This window comes from Streptomyces sp. NPDC094448, assembly GCF_044763775.1.
GTDB lineage: Bacteria > Actinomycetota > Actinomycetes > Streptomycetales > Streptomycetaceae > Streptomyces.
In genome coordinates this window covers 129809-144325 of record NZ_JBIWGU010000003.1, presented here as the reverse complement: position 1 = coordinate 144325, position 14517 = coordinate 129809, and the positions used below count along the sequence as shown (strand labels likewise).

Genomic DNA, 14517 nt, shown 5'->3' with positions numbered 1-14517 from the left:
TGTCGGCCAGTGGCGAGGAGTGGTCGATAATGCCGGCTATGGCAGAGGTGACGGTGGTACTGGCCGAGGACGACGTTCTGCTGCGCGAAGGGGTGGCCAGTCTGCTCGAACGCTCGGGGCACCAGGTCGTCGGGCAGTCCGGCGATGCCACGGGCCTGCTGGACCTGGTCCGATTACACCGGCCCGATCTGGCCATCGTGGACATCCGGATGCCGCCGACCCACACCACCGAGGGTCTGGCCGCGGCCCGGGTGATCCGTCAGGAACTGCCCGAGGTGGGGATCCTGGTGCTGTCGGCGCACGCCGAGGTGGAGCATGCGATGGAGCTGCTGGCCAGTGGGCAGGGCATCGGATATCTGCTCAAGAGCCGGGTGGCCGATGTGGCGGAGTTCCTGGACACGCTGAAGCGGGTCGCCCGTGGTGGTTCGGTGGTCGATCCGGCGCTGGTACGCGAACTGGTGTCGGTACGCCGCCGGGAGGACCCGCTGGAGCGGCTGAGCGCACGGGAGCGCGAAGTGCTCGCGCTGATGGCCGAAGGCCGCTCCAACGTCGGGATCGCCCGTCATCTCTGGATCACCGAGGGCACCGTGGAGAAGCACGTACGGAGTCTGCTGGCCAAACTGGGCCTGCCGGAGGCGGTGGAGGACCATCGCCGGGTGCTCGCCGTGATCACTTTTCTGGAGGCTCAGTAGCGGCGGCGTCGAGGAGCCTTCTGACGGCGGGGCCGGACAGGCAGGCCTTCGGCAGGAAGCCGATGGCCGGGCTGGTGCTGATGAGATCCCGGTAGTCCTGCTCGGAGTGGGTGGAGATCAGGATCGCGGGGACCGACCGGCGGTACAGGCGCTCGGCCAGCTCCAGACCGCTCTCGCCCCCGAGGTCGATATCGACCAGCGCCACATCGGCCTGCACCACCTGCGCTTCCCGCAGGGCCTCGGCGCAGGTGGTCGCCAGGCAGACGACGGTGATCCCCTGATGCCGCAGCAGCCGGGCGGCCGCGGCCAGGAAGGCAGGGCTGTCGTCGACGATCAGGCAGCGCACCATGAGGGCAGCATCGCAGTGTGGATCTCCTCGCGCATTGCCGCTAGCCGGTAGTCCTCCGGCTCCGGCGGGCCCGCCGGAGCCGGGGTGCTGCGGCGGGTCCGCCCGGCCGTGGGCAGCCGCCCCCGGGCCCGAACCCCCGTCCGGGGCCGCGGTGGTCCCGTTCGCGCGGGGCCGGCCGCGGTCGCCGGACCGGTCAGCCGCCGATCGGTACGGCATCGTGGTCCGGCGGTCCGGGAGCCGCGGTACGCGGAGGCTCGCCGCCGCCGTCTACCGGCAGGGACAGCCGGAGGGTCGTTCCGGAGCCGTGCGGGCTGTGCAGTCCGAGCTTGCCGCCGAGGGCCTCGATACGGTCGGTGAGCCCGATCAGCCCGCCGCCGGGACGGGGGTCGGCGCCCCCCTCGCCGTCGTCGCCGATGACGATGTGGAGCCGGCCGTCCCGGACATCGACACGGACGTCGACCAGGGTCGCGCCGGCGTGCTTCGCGGTATTGGTCAGCGCCTCGGACACGGCGTAGTAGGCGGCGGTCTCGATGGGCTCCGGATAGCGGTCCCGGGTCGCGATGGAGAGCCGGACGGGGACGGCGGAGCGGCGGGCCAGCGCCTTGAGCGCCGCGTACAGTCCCCCCTCGGCGAGCACCGCGGGGTGGATCCCGCGGGCGATCTCGCGGAGTTCGTCCACCGCTTCGACCAGACCGTCCGCCACCTCGTCCAACTGCTGGGACAGGTCATCGGCACCGGCGGGCACGGCCAGTTGGGCCGTGCGCAGTTGCAGGGCGAGGGAGACCAGGCGCTGCTGGGTGCCGTCGTGCAGATCGCGCTCGATGCGGCGCCGTGCGCCGTCGGCGGCGGTCACGATGCGCGCCCGTGACGCCGTGAGCGTCGCCTGTGCCTCGGCCTGGGCGATGGCGGTCGCGACCAGTTCGGTGAATCCGGCCAGCCTGCCCTCGGTATCCGGCGGCAGCGGGTTCTCCGCCATCGAGGCCACGCTGACGCAGCCCCACAGATGCCCCTCGACACTGATCGGCATGCCGACCGCGGCGCGGAACCCCCAGTCACGGCCGACCCGGGCGGCCGCCCCCGATGCCACCTTGGTGTAGTCGTCGATGCGCGTCGGGGAACCCGACTCGAAGACCAGCGTATGGATGTTCGTACCGCCGGCCTCCACCCGGATGCCGACCGGGAACGCGCGGCCCGTCCGGGTCCACGCCGCCACATAGGTGGCGGCGCCCGCCGGTTCGTACCGGCCGAGTACGGTGAAATCGGCCCCCAGCAACTGCCCGGCTTCGGCCGCGACCGCCGCGAACACCTCGTCGGGCCGGGCCGCCCGCGCGACGAGGGTCGCCACGCGCCGCAGCGCCGCCTGCTCATCGGCGAAGGCCCGTAGCTCCGTTCTCGCCTGTGTATTGGCGATGGCGTTCGCCAGCAGATCGGTGAAACCGGCGAGCCGGTCCTCGGTGTCCGGCGGCAGCGGCAGCGAGGACATCGAAATCGCCATCACCACGCCCCAGAGGCGGCCTTCGACATGGACGGGCACGCCCACCACGGGGCCGAACCGGCGCTGCCGCGCATAGTCGGCGGGTTCACCGGAGGCTTCGGCCGGGGCGTCGATCCGGGCCGGCCGGCCCGTCTCGTACACCCGGGTCACCACATTCCGGCCACCGAGCCGGATCCAGGTCCCGACGGGGAACGGCGGAGCAGGGCCCGCCGTCGACCAGGAGCCCACGGCGGACGCGGTGTCGTCCGGGTCGAACCGGCAGATACCGGTGAGGTCGCTGCCGACGGCCCGCCCCACCTCGGCGGCGACGGCGGCGAACATCTGTTCCGGTGGTGCCGCACCGGCCACCAGGGCCGCCACCCGGCGCAGTGCCGCCCGCTCCTGGACGATCCGGTCGTTCGACACGCAGCAGTGAAGCCTTCCCGCTCGCCCGTGACGGTCTGCGCCGCCGGGCTCTCGCCGACCAGCCAGGTTCCTCCGGGACCGGAGGTCCTGTCAACGGGGGACGGCGGGGCCGGACAACGCAGTGGCCGGTCCCTTTCCCTCCGCCCGCTCTCCGGCCACCGGCTCGGACGCCGTGCAGGGGCCGGGGATTGCAGCTAGCTGGAACCAGCAGGTGGGGTTGATGGGAAGAGCCGCTGGCTGCTGGCCGCGATGCCGCGGTGGCACGGATCCGGGTACTTCTGGAAGGGGGGCGCGGGAGCGGCGGATCCGTCTCCGCGAACGAGGTCGCCGCAGCGCACGGGACGGCAGGGGAAAAGGGGGCCGGGTCACCGGTGGAGAGGCCGTCCCGGCACCGTCGCCGAGAACCGTACCGACCCCGTCCACCACCGCTGTGAACCACCACTGAGCGCCCGCACGGCCATGGGCCCGCGGCGCCCCGGACCAGAACGGAGACCCCACCCGTGCGCATGCTCGTGATCATCGGAAGTCCTCGGCCGCACTCCTCGACCGGGCTGCTCGCGGCGGCCTGTGCGGACGCGGTCGGCTCGACGGGCGGCGAGGTCCGGAGCGTCGAACTCGCCCGGGTCCCCCGGTGCGAACTGTCCCGGCTCGCCCTGCCCGAGAAGGTCGACGCCGTCGACGCGATCGTGCTGGCGAGCCCCGTACACCACAGCGGCTACTCGGGCCTGCTCAAAACGGCGCTGGACGAACTGCCGGCGACCGGATTCGCCGGCAAGGCCGTCGGACTGGTGGCGCACGGCGCCGGACCGCGCTCCGGGAACGTGGTCTGCGACCAGCTGCGCACCGTCGCCAGATCCCTGGGAGGCTGGGTGGTGCCCACCCAGATCGCCGCCTGCCCGGAGGACTTCGTCGGAGTGCGGGAAGGGCGCGGATCCCCGTCGGCCGGGACGGCAACGGTGCCGGACACGGCGCTCGCCGACCGGCTCGTCCGGTTCGCCGCCGAACTGCACCGCTGCGCCGCCATGCTGAGCCTGACCGTCGGAACCCGGGCCGAGGCGGGGCCGGTATGAGCCCGGCGAGGACCGCGGACCGCCCCCGGTTCACCGTCCGTACCGCGCCCCTGCCCCCCGAGCCGTACCCGCCCGCCGGACGGGGAGCCGGGCGCCCGGCCCCGAGGGAGCCCCGGAGCGGGCGGACCGAGCTGAATCTGCTGGGCCCGCTGGAGGTGCTGCACCGGGGCCGCCGGCCGCCCCTCGGCAGCCGGCGGGTCCGCACCGTCCTCGGGTACCTCCTGCTCCGCAGCAACGAGGCCGTGTCCGCGGACGAACTGACCGCCGCCCTCTGGCCGGAGGACGCGCCGCTGACCGCGCCCCGTATGGTGTCCGGCGCGGTGTCGGCACTCCACAGCGCACTGCCCGCGGTCCGGGCGGGCGTCCCCCTGCCGCCCGCCCGGCGAGGTGACCGCGGCGGCTGGCTGATCGAAGCGGCCCCCCACGAGGTCGACCTGCTCCGGTTCCGGCGGCGGGCCGCCCGCGGGGAGCGGCAGCTCGCCGACCGCGACTGGCCCGGGGCGGCCCGCACCCTGCGGCGGGCGCTGGACCTGTGGCGCGGTGACGTCCTGGCCGATCTGGCGCCCGAATGCGCGCACTGGCCGGAATCGGACGCGGTACGCGAGGAGCGCTGGGCGGCCCGTCTCGCGGCGGTCACCGCGGATCTCGCCCTGGGCCGCGACCACGACGTGGTGCGCGAGCTGATGGTCCACGCCGAGGAGCAGCCGCTCCGGCCGCGGCTGACGGCACTGCTGATGGTCGCGCTCTACCGGGTGGGGCGTCAGGTCGACGCGCTCGACGTCTACCACCGTGCCCGCGAGGCCGGAGCCCACCGCACCGGACACCGGCCCGGCCGGGAGCTGCGGCTGCTCCAGCAGGCGGTCCTCACCCACGACCCGGCGCTGCTCGGGCCGGGCCTCCCTGTCTCCGCCGCCTTCCCCGGCCCGGGATGCGGCCCCGGCACCTGAGAACCCGGAGCGTCATGAACGGCACCCGTACGACATCGCGGACGCCCGCCCCGGCGGAGGTCCGGCTGAACCTGCTGGGGCCGCTGGAAGCCACCCGCGGCCCCGACGTCCTCCCCCTGGGCGGCCCGCGGCGCCGGGCGGCCCTGGGCTGTCTGCTGCTCCGGTGCAACGAGGTCGTCCCGGCCAGCAGGCTGATCACCGCGCTCTGGGGAGCCGGTGCGCCCCCGTCCGCACGCAAGGGCGTGCAGAACGTCGTATGGCATCTGCGGACCGCGCTGTCGGCGGCGGACGGGAGCACGGGCCCCCGCCTGCTGACCCGGCCGCCCGGCTATCTGCTGCGGGCCGGGACGGACCAGGTCGATCTGCTGCGGTTCCAGGAACTCGCCGCGCGGGGAAGGGCGCTCTGCGCGGACGGACTGCTGCCCGCGGCATCCCGCACCTGGCGCGAAGCCCTCGGACTCTGGCGCGGCCCCGCACTCTCCGACCTGGTGGAGACGGGGGTGTCCTGGCCGGAGCTGCGGGCCCTGGAAGAGGCCAGGCTCGATGTCTTCGAGGACTACGTCGACGCGGAACTGCGCCTGGGCCACCACCATCACGTCCTGCCGAAGCTGTGGCGGGCCGCCCGCGACGCACGGCACCGGGAGCGGCTGCCCGCCCATCTGATGACGGCCCTGTACCGCTGCGGACGCCGGAGCGAAGCCCTCGCCGTGTACCGGGACTTCGCCGCGGGCCTCGCCGACGAGCTGGGTCTGGAGCCGGGCCGCGAACTCCGGGAGCTGCACCGGGCGATCCTCGCCCACGACCCGGCACTGCTGCGGCCGTCCCACGAGACGTCCGCGCTGATCGGCGCGGCGCGCCGCCCCTTCGGCCACCCCGTCCCGGCCGCGGGCCAGGACGGTCCGGTCCACCCGGCGCACGTCCGCAGCGAGGTGACGGCGGTCCTGCTGCGGGCCGTGCCCCGGCCGGGGACCGCCGACGAAGAGCCGGCCCAGGACCTGGACGGCGGACTCGCCGAGGTGTGCCGGCGCGCGAGCAGCGAGGCGGAGCGCTTCGGCGGCAGCGTCGCCGCCCGGCTCGGGGCCCTGTGGCTGCTGGTGTTCGCCGACACCGGCAGCCACGACCGGGACCATCCGCGGCGCGCGGTCGCCGCGGCTCTGGCCGTCCGCCACCATTTCGCGGGCGACCGCTGGGGGGCGCATCCGGTGGGCGTCCGGGCCGCGGTGGCGACCGGAGAGGTCCTGATCCACTATCCGGGGCAGGCGGGCGCGCCGCTGTCCATCGCCGGTGCCGCGGTCGACGACGCCCAGAACCTGCTGTTCGACGTCGGTGACGGCGAGGTCCGGGTGACGGAGGAGACCTGGCGCCGGACGGCGGAACACCTGGAGTACCGGCCGGTGCCCGGCCGGCCCGGTATCCGCGCCGCGCACGGCGCCCATCCGCGGCGGACGCCGCCGCCACCGGCACCCGTACGGCCGCACGGCGGCACCGCGCACCCGCCGGAACCCCTCGCGGAGCTGGTCGCGGCGGCGGACGGATCCTCCCGCCGGGTCCTCCTGGTGACCGGTGACGCCGGCCTGGGCAAAACCCGGCTCCTCGACGACCTCGAACACGCCGTGACCGCGTACGACGACACCTTCGTGGCGGTACGCGCTCCGACGGCGGCGGTCGACGACAGCACCCTGCGGCTCCTCGCCACCGGGCTGCGCGACTGCCTCGGGATCACGGACGCCGACTCCCGCGAAACCGCCCTGCCCGGGCTCGTGGACGCGGTCCACCGGGCCGGATCTGCCGACCCCGACCGGAGCCTGGCACGGCTGATGCCGCTGCTGGACGGCGCGTCGGCGGACGCGGGCCGAGGGGGTCTCGGCGAACCGCGGGAGACCCTGACGGCCTGGTGGCGACTGCTGATGTCGGGCCCCGTACCGGGCCGGAGGGTGCTGGTGCTCGTCGACGATCTGGACCTGGCCGACGACGACGTACTGGATCTGATCGAAGGGTGCTCCCGGGGACCGGGCTCCTCCCTGGTGGTCGCCGCCGCCCGCCCCGCGCTGCAGCACCGGCGGCCGCAGTGGACCGCCGAGAGCGGGTGGCCGGTGCTGCCGCTCCGTCCGTGGGACACCGCGGCGGTGGCCCGCCAAGTGGACGTACGGGCGGGTGCGCATCCGCTCGGCGGACGGTTCGCCCGGCTGCTCACCGAGGTCACCGGCGGCAACCCGCGGATGGTGGCCGCGTACACCGCGCTCCTCGGGGAGGACGGTCTGCGCTCGGCCCGCCGCGACGGCGGTGTCGCCGTGCCGGTGGAGGTCCACCGCCGGTCCCGGGCGGAACTGGCCGCGCTCTCCGGGCTGCTGCGCCATGTGGCGGAGACGGTCGGCGTGGTCGGTGAGGCGGCCTGGCCCGGTGCCGTGGCGGCCGTGTGCGGGCTGGCCGAGACGGAGGCGGTGACCCTGATGGAGGAACTGGTCCGGCGCCGGGTGCTGGAGCGGATCGGCGGGGAGGGTCCGGGGCGGCGCTACGGCTTCCGTACCGTCCTGGAACGCCATGTGGCCCGCTCGGGATGGTCCGCCGCGGACCGGCTCGGGGCGCACCGGACGGTGGCGGAGTGGCTGGGGCGGCTCGACGGCGACGGGACGGTCTCCCGGCATCTGCGCCGCGAGGCGCTGCGGTTGGAGACCGCCACCGGACGCCGGGCCGAGGAGCTGGCCCGCTCCGCGCTGAACGGCCGCGGGGCGCAGGAGCCGCCGTTCCCCCTCGCCACGGGCGGTCGTACGGCGGAGTATCTGGCCCTGGCCGAGACACCGTCCGACCGGCTGGTCGAGCTGGACCGGGTGGTGCGGGCCTGGCGGCGGAGCGCGGAGGACCGCCGCGACGCCGGGGCCGGGCGACCGGGTATCTGACACCCCGTCGACGGTGCCGTCCGGCGCCGTGCGACGAGGGCGGCACGACAGCGGCCCCGCCGGACGGCGGGGCCGCGCCGCTGTCAGCCCTGCCGGAGCTTCCCGGCCCCCTCGGTGCCGGCCGGTTCCCCCGGGGGCGGTGCGGGGAAGAATCCGGTCCGGGTGAAGAAGGCGGCGTACCGTTCGACCAGTTCCGCGACATCGGGGAGACGGGCGGTGCCCGTGCCGCGCAGAGCCTGTTCCGTCGGGGAGCTGTCGATCCGCGGATAGGCCGGAGCCGCCGATGCGATGACGGCCTCGAAGTCGTCGAGCAGCGGGACGAACGGATTGCCGGTGTCCGCAGTGACGCGCCGGACCCAGCGGTCCCGGTCGATTTCGGGCAGCCGGTGGCCGAGCGCCCGGAGCCGGTCGACCATCGCGGCGAGCGGTACGGGATTGTCGTTGGAGTGGTGGAAGACCCGGCCCACCGTATCGGGACGGCCGGCGAGCGCGACGACGGCGGCGCTGACGGAGTCGACCGGCACCATGGGGAACACGGTGTGCGCACCTGCGGGCACTCCCTCGGCGCGCAGCATGGCCCGCAGGGCCAGCCAGATGAAGTCCTGACCCTGGCAGGCGCCGTTCAGCCGGTCGCCGCAGACCACGTCGATCCGGTGGACGGTGACGGGCAGCCCCCGGTCACGGGCGGCGAGGACGAGCTGCTCCGCCACCCATTTGCTCTGCCGGTAGCCGGTGGGCAGCTTCTCGGCGGGCCCGGTGGCGTCGTCCGGGCGCAGCGGCCGGCCGTGCGGCGGCGGGCCGGTGAAGACGCCCGTGGTGGAGAGGTGGTGGACCGGAACGGTGCGGTGGCGGGCGGCGAGCCGGAGGACCTCCACGGTCCCGAGGACATTGGTGTCCCGCATCGCGGCGTACGGCTGCACCCAGTTGACGTGCGCCCCGGCGTGGAACACCGCGTCCGCGTGGCGGGCGAGGTAGGCGTACCGGCCGTCGGGGAGGCCGAGCCGGGGCCGGGCGAGATCGCCGGGCTCCACCACGATCCGGCCCGGGTCGACGTCGTCCGCCAGTCGGTACCACTCCAGGGTCCGGCGCAGCGCGGCCTCCCCGCGGGCGGTGTCCGCGGCCCGGACCAGACAGTGCACGGTCGCATCGGTCGTCCGCAGCAGATCCCGCAGCACGAACGCGCCGACGAAGCCGGTGGCGCCGGTCAGCAGCACCCGGCGGGGAGCGGTCCCCCGGGGTACGGCCGTGGCCGGGACGATGTCCCGCGGCAGCCGGGCGTCGGCGGAGAAGCCGGGGAGCGCCTCGTCCCGGGCGGGCTGCCCGCCGACTCCTTCCAGCAGGGCTTGGGCGAGGGCGCGCGGAGTGGGGTGGGCGAAGACCCGGGCGAGCGGCAGGTCCAGCCCGGTGTCGGCGACCAGGCTCCCGCGCAGCCGGGCGGCCGTGAGGGAGTCGAGCCCGGCGGAGTCCAGCGGAAGGCCGGGGTCCACCGGCCCGCTGTGCCCGAGCACCTCCCCGATGCGCCGGGTCACCAGGGAGAGGAGTTCCTCGCCCCGGCGGGCGGGCGGCAGGGCTGCGAGACCGTGGGCGGATGCCGTACGGAGGGGGGACGGACCGGCGGAGCCGCCGGTGGTACGGGCCAGCCCGCGCAGCAGGGGGTGGACTTCGCCCGAGCGGCGAACGGCCGCCAGGTCCAGCGGGCCGACGGCGACCACGGGCGTACGGGTGTGCAGGGCGGCGTCGAACAGGGCGGGACCCCGCTCCGGTGTCACGGTGCCGAACCCCTGCCGTGCGAGCCGGGACCGGTCGGTGTCCCCGAGGTGCCCGCCGAGGCCGTCCGCCAGCTCCCAGAGGCCCCAGGCCAGGGAGACCGCGGGGAGGCCGAGTGCGGTACGGGTGGCGGCGAGCGCGTCCAGATACGCGTTGGCGGCGGCGTAGTTCGCCTGCCCCGCCCCGCCGAAGATCCCGGCGACCGACGAGAACAGCACCAGGGGGACGGGCGGCCGCCCCGGTCCGGGACGGAGCGTCAGCTCATGGAGGTGGCGGGCCGCTTCGGCCTTGGCCCGCCACACCCGGTCCAGCCGGCCGGCGTCGAGATCGGTGAACAGGCCGTCGTCCAGGGCTCCGGCGGCGTGCAGAACCGCGGTCAGCGGGCGGGAGCGCGGAATCCGCTCCAGTACGGCGGCGAGCGCAGCCCGGTCACCGGCGTCGCAGGCGACCGCCTCGGTGCGGGCCCCGGCCCGGTGGAGTTCGGCGAGCAGCGCGGCGCAGCCGGGCGCGTCCGGCCCGCCCCGGCTGACCAGCAGCAGATCGCGTACGCCATGGGCCCGTACGAGGTGCCGGGCAATGATCCGGCCGACGGCTCCGGTACCGCCGGTGAGCAGGACCGTGCCCGATCCGCCGGGGGGCGGGCCGATCCGGATCCGGGGCGCCGTGGCGGCGTCCGCCCGTACCAGCCGGGGCACCAGCACCCGGCCGTTCCGCACGGCCACCCGGGGCTCGCCCGAGCGGAGCGCCGACCGCAGTCCGGCCGCGGGCTCCCCGGGCTCCCCGGGCCCGTCCCCGGCGGGCCGGGCAGCGAGATCGGCCAGCACCAGCCGGCCCGGATGCTCCGCCTGCGCGGAGGCCAGCAGACCCCGGACGGAGGCGGCGACGGGATCGGGGGCCGGTTCCCCGGGGACGGCGACCGCGCCCCGGGTCAGCACGATCAGCGGGATTCCGGCCAGGGAATCGTCCTGGAGCCAGGCGCGGGTCAGCGCCAGCACCCGCAGCAGCTCCGCGCGGGCCGGGTCCGCCACCGGTCCGCCCTCCGGGACGGGGCGGGCCGCGGTTTCGAGGACCACGGCATCGGGGCGGTGCCCGCGGCGTACGGCGTCCCGGACGGCCGCGGGATCGCGGTGACACGGCCCCGGCAGCCCGGCGGTCTCCTGCCCGAGGGACGCCCACGACAGCGGGCGCGGGGGCCGGGCATCCCCGGCCATCGGCTCCCAGACCTGTTCGAACAGCTCGTCCGGGCAGCCGCTCGGGGCGGGCGGGGGAGGCGCGGAGCAGTCCAGCCGGTCCGCGCTCAGCACGGTCCGCCCCGAACCGTCGCGCAGGGCCAGGGAGTACGCGCGCCCTCCGTCGGGGGCGATATGGGCGGTCACCGCGGCGGGCCCGGCCCGGTGCGCCCGCAGGCCGTACCAGCGGAGCGGGGCGGCGGGAAGCAGGGCTTCGACGGCACGGCGCAGCAGGGCCCGCTGCGCGGCCACCACGGTGGTCGTCTCGTCCTCGGTGAGCGCCAGTTCCGCCGACGTACCGTCCGGAGGTCCGGCCGGGTCTCCGGGTACGGCCGGGGCCGACCGGGCGAGGACGCCGGAGGCGTACGCGGTCCACGGCGCGTCCGGGTCCGGCCGCCGGGCGTGCACGGTGAAGGGCCGGCGGCCGGACCCGTCGGGCGCGGCGACCGTCACACGTACCTCGGCCGGTCCGCTCCCGGCACCGGACGGCGGCTCGCCGAGGGCGAGCGTCTCGACCACGGGATGGTCCGTCTCGTCCCCCGCCCGCAGCAGGAGGGCGGCCAGCGCCGCGCCCGCGGCCGCCGGTTCGGTGGAGCCGAGCAGCGCACCGAGCACCGCCTCGCCCGCCGGAGTCGTCTCGGACCCGGTGCCGTCGACCGGGAGACCGCGGTCCCGAGTGTCCGGTGCGGGCCTCAGCCAGTGCCGCAGCCGCTGGAAGGCATAGGTCGGGAGGGCGACCCGGCCCGGTGTCCCGGAACCGGCCGGGGCAGCGGCGGACTCCGCCGCGAAGAAGGCGTCCCAGTCGACGTCCGCACCGTGGGAGTGCAGGGTACCGAGGGCCTCCAGCAGCGCTTCGGGCTCGGGCCCTGTGCCGTGCAGCGCCGCTACCGCGAGGGCGCCGTCAGCGGTCGTGTTCTCCTCCGCCAGCGCGGTCAGCACCGCGCGCGGGCCGATCTCGACGAAGGTGTCGGCTCCGTGGCCCGCGAGGGCGCGCAGGGCAGCGGCGAAACGCACCGGCCGGCGTGCGTGGTGCACCCAGTGGAGCGGGTCGCCCAGCCGCTCCGCGCCGACGAGTCCGCCGGTGAGCGCGGACACCAGCGGCACCTGCTGCTCCCCGGGGGTGATCCCCTCCGCGAACGCGGCCGACTCGGCCAGCAGGGGGTCCAGCTGGGCGGAGTGGAAGGCCCCGCTGGTCCGCAGCCGCCGGACCCGCGCCCCGCGCCCCCGCAGCTCCTCCGCGAGTGCGGTCACCGCCCGGACCGGGCCCGACAGCACGATGTGTTCCGGCCCGTTGACGGCGGCGACGGACACGCCGTCCCCGTACCCGGCCAGCAGGGGGGCGACCGCCTCCTCGGACGCGGTGACCGCCACCATCGCCCCTTCCGCGGGCAGCCGGCCCATCAGCCGTCCGCGTGCGACGACCAGGGCCGCGGCATCGTCGAGGCCGATGGCACCGCAGACGTGCGCGGCCGTGATCTCCCCCAGGGAATGCCCCGCGACATACGCGGGACGCACCCCCCAGGACATCAGCAGCCGCGCCAGCGCGGTCCCGAAGGCGAACAGCGCGGGCTGGGCGAACTCGGTGCGGTCCAGCAGCGCCCCGCCCTCGCGGACGACGGTGCCGAGGGACCGCCCCAACTCCCGCGACAGCCGGTCGCACACCTCGTCGTAGGCGTCGGCGAAGACAGGGAACCGGGTACGCAGCCCCTCGCCCATACCGGCCCGCTGCGCGCCCTGGCCGGTGAACAGGAAGGCCGTGGTGCGATCGCGGCGGACGGTGCCCCGGGCCACCGCCGGGTGCGGCCGGTCCGCGGCCAGCGCGTCCAGCCCGGTCAGCAGGCCGTTCCGGTCGTGGGCGACGACGACGGCACGACTCTCCATCGGTGTCCGGGTCCGGGCGAGCGCGGCGGCGAGCGCGCCGAGCGGGGCGCGGGCCGCGTCCTGTTCCTCGGGCGCTCCGGCGGCCGGGGCCCGTACCGCGTTGTGCAGCACCCGGGCCTGACCGCGCAGCGCGTCCCCGTCCCGGCCGGAGACCAGGAAGGGCAGCGGGTGTCCCGCACGGTCGGGAGGGTCGTCCGGGCCGTCCGGCCCGGGTGCCGCGGGGGCCTCCTCCAGGATCAGATGGGCGTTGGTGCCGCTGATGCCGAAGGAGGAGATTCCGGCCCGGCGCGGGCGGTCGCCCGGGGGCCAGGGACGGGATGCGGTGAGCAGCTCGACGCCGCCCGCCGTCCAGTCGACGGCCGATGTCGGCCGGTCCACGTGCAGGGTCGCGGGGAGCACACCGTGCCGGAGGGCCATCACCATTTTGATCAGTCCGCCGACCCCGGCGGCGGCCGAAGCGTGCCCGATCGCCGATTTCAGTGAGCCGAGCAGCAGGGGCCGCCCGGCCGGCCGGTCCGCTCCGTAGGCCGCGATGAGCGCGTTGACCTCGATGGGGTCGCCGAGCCGGGTGCCGGTGCCGTGGCCCTCCACGGCGTCGATGTCCGCCGCGGCCAGCCCGGCGTCGGCCAGGGCCTGCCGGATCACCCGCTGCTGCGCGGGGCCGCTCGGCGCGGTGAGCCCGTTGGACGCGCCGTCGGAGTTGACGGATGTGCCGCGGATGACGGCGAGGACGGGGTGGCCCCGGTCCCGTGCGTCGGACAGCCGCTCCAGCAGCACCAGGCCGACGCCTTCGGCCCACGCCGTGCCGTCCGCGGAGTCCGCGTACGACTTGCAGCGCCCGTCCGGTGCCAGTCCGCGCTGGACCGCGAAGTCCAGGAAGGCACCCGGTGTGGCGAGTACGGTCGCTCCTCCGGCCAGGGCCAGGGAGGTCTCGCCGCGGCGCAGCGCACGGCAGGCCAGATGGATTGCGGTGAGGGAGGCGGAGCAGGCGGTGTCGATGGTCAGCGCCGGTCCGTGCAGCCCGAGGACATAGGCGATACGCCCGGCGGCGAGCCCGGGTTCGCCGCCGGTCATCACATAGCCGGCCGCCTCCTCGCCGTGCCCTTCGAGACCGAGGTACGACTGTCCGGCCAGACCGGTGTAGACGGCGGTATCGCTGCCCCGCAGCTGTGCGGGCCTGATCCCGGCCCGTTCCACGGCCTCCCAGGCGACCTCCAGCAGCAGCCGCTGCTGGGGGTCCGTGGCCGCGGCCTCGCGGGGGGAGATGCCGAAGAAGTCCGCGTCGAAGAGCGGTGCCCGGTGCAGGAAGCCGCCCCGGCGGGTGTAGGTGCGGTTCGGCAGGCCCGGCTCCGGATCGTAGAGGGCGTCCGGATCCCAGCCGCGGTCGGTGGGGAACCCGGAGGTGGCGTCGGTGCCGTCCGCGACGAGACGCCACAGGTCCTCCGGGGTGTCGGCGCCGCCGGGGTAGCGGCAGGCGGCCGACACCACGGCGATGGGTTCGCGGGGGGCGGCCTCCAGTTCGGCGATACGCCGGTTGGTCCGGGCCAGATCGGCGGTGACCCGCCTGAGATAGGCCAGAAGCCGCTCGTCACCGCCGTCCGGTCCGCTGTCGGCTCCGTTGTCGGTTCCGTTGTCCGGGCCGTTGTCCCGTCCGCTGTGCTGTCGGCTGTCCGGTGCGTTGTCCGGGCCGGTGTCCGGTCCGTCGTTCCGGGCGGGAGGGGGCATGGGGCTGTCGCTCTGCATGGGGATCGTTCTCCTGTTCGCCCGGCCCGCGCCGCCGTACCA

7 protein-coding genes are annotated in these 14517 nt (G+C 75.7%); 4 read left to right on the top strand and 3 right to left on the bottom strand.

The window, feature by feature from the left end; translation table 11 throughout:
• Positions 1-38: 38 nt before the first annotated feature.
• A complete protein-coding gene (locus tag ACIQ9E_RS07070) occupies positions 39-692 on the top strand; it encodes a response regulator (RefSeq protein WP_403703193.1) in 654 nt (217 codons plus the stop codon).
• Here ACIQ9E_RS07070 and ACIQ9E_RS07065 read toward each other — a convergent pair.
• The gene (locus ACIQ9E_RS07065; protein ID WP_403703190.1) at positions 670-1041 is read right to left on the bottom strand and encodes a response regulator transcription factor; all 372 of its coding nucleotides are present in this window, start codon (positions 1039-1041) and stop codon (positions 670-672) included. The genes ACIQ9E_RS07070 and ACIQ9E_RS07065 overlap by 23 nt on opposite strands.
• 193 nt (positions 1042-1234) lie before the next feature.
• Positions 1235-2941, bottom strand: a complete 1707-nt coding sequence (locus tag ACIQ9E_RS07060) for a GAF domain-containing protein (protein ID WP_403703187.1) — start codon at positions 2939-2941, stop codon at positions 1235-1237.
• A gap of 506 nt (positions 2942-3447) precedes the next feature.
• Between ACIQ9E_RS07060 and ACIQ9E_RS07055 the strand changes: the two genes are divergently transcribed.
• From ACIQ9E_RS07055 to ACIQ9E_RS07045, 3 genes are read left to right on the top strand one after another with little or no spacing between them, the layout of a single operon-like run.
• Positions 3448-4011 (top strand): NADPH-dependent FMN reductase, encoded by a 564-nt coding sequence (locus tag ACIQ9E_RS07055; protein ID WP_403704034.1) that lies wholly within the window; start codon positions 3448-3450, stop codon positions 4009-4011.
• A complete protein-coding gene (locus ACIQ9E_RS07050; protein WP_403703184.1) occupies positions 4008-4958 on the top strand; it encodes a BTAD domain-containing putative transcriptional regulator in 951 nt (316 codons plus the stop codon). The genes ACIQ9E_RS07055 and ACIQ9E_RS07050 overlap by 4 nt, the downstream gene beginning before the upstream one ends.
• Before the next feature lie 14 nt (positions 4959-4972).
• Positions 4973-7855, top strand: coding sequence for a BTAD domain-containing putative transcriptional regulator (locus ACIQ9E_RS07045; RefSeq protein ID WP_403703182.1), 2883 nt, complete (start codon positions 4973-4975; stop codon positions 7853-7855).
• Positions 7856-7938: 83 nt separating this feature from the next.
• Here ACIQ9E_RS07045 and ACIQ9E_RS07040 read toward each other — a convergent pair whose 3' ends face one another.
• Positions 7939-14475: a type I polyketide synthase gene (locus ACIQ9E_RS07040; protein ID WP_403703179.1), complete on the bottom strand. Its 6537-nt coding sequence runs from the start codon at positions 14473-14475 to the stop codon at positions 7939-7941.
• Positions 14476-14517: the final 42 nt, after the last annotated feature.

What these genes read in the sequence shown, in the direction of transcription:
- ACIQ9E_RS07045 (WP_403703182.1), top strand. Translation starts at nt 4,973, where the DNA reads ATGAACGGCACCCGTACGACATCGCGGACGCCCGCCCCGGCGGAGGTC.
- ACIQ9E_RS07065 (WP_403703190.1), bottom strand. Translation starts at nt 1,041, where the DNA reads ATGGTGCGCTGCCTGATCGTCGACGACAGCCCTGCCTTCCTGGCCGCG.
- ACIQ9E_RS07070 (WP_403703193.1), top strand. Translation starts at nt 39, where the DNA reads ATGGCAGAGGTGACGGTGGTACTGGCCGAGGACGACGTTCTGCTGCGC.
- ACIQ9E_RS07055 (WP_403704034.1), top strand. Translation starts at nt 3,448, where the DNA reads ATGCTCGTGATCATCGGAAGTCCTCGGCCGCACTCCTCGACCGGGCTG.
- ACIQ9E_RS07040 (WP_403703179.1), bottom strand. Translation starts at nt 14,475, where the DNA reads ATGCAGAGCGACAGCCCCATGCCCCCTCCCGCCCGGAACGACGGACCG.
- ACIQ9E_RS07050 (WP_403703184.1), top strand. Translation starts at nt 4,008, where the DNA reads ATGAGCCCGGCGAGGACCGCGGACCGCCCCCGGTTCACCGTCCGTACC.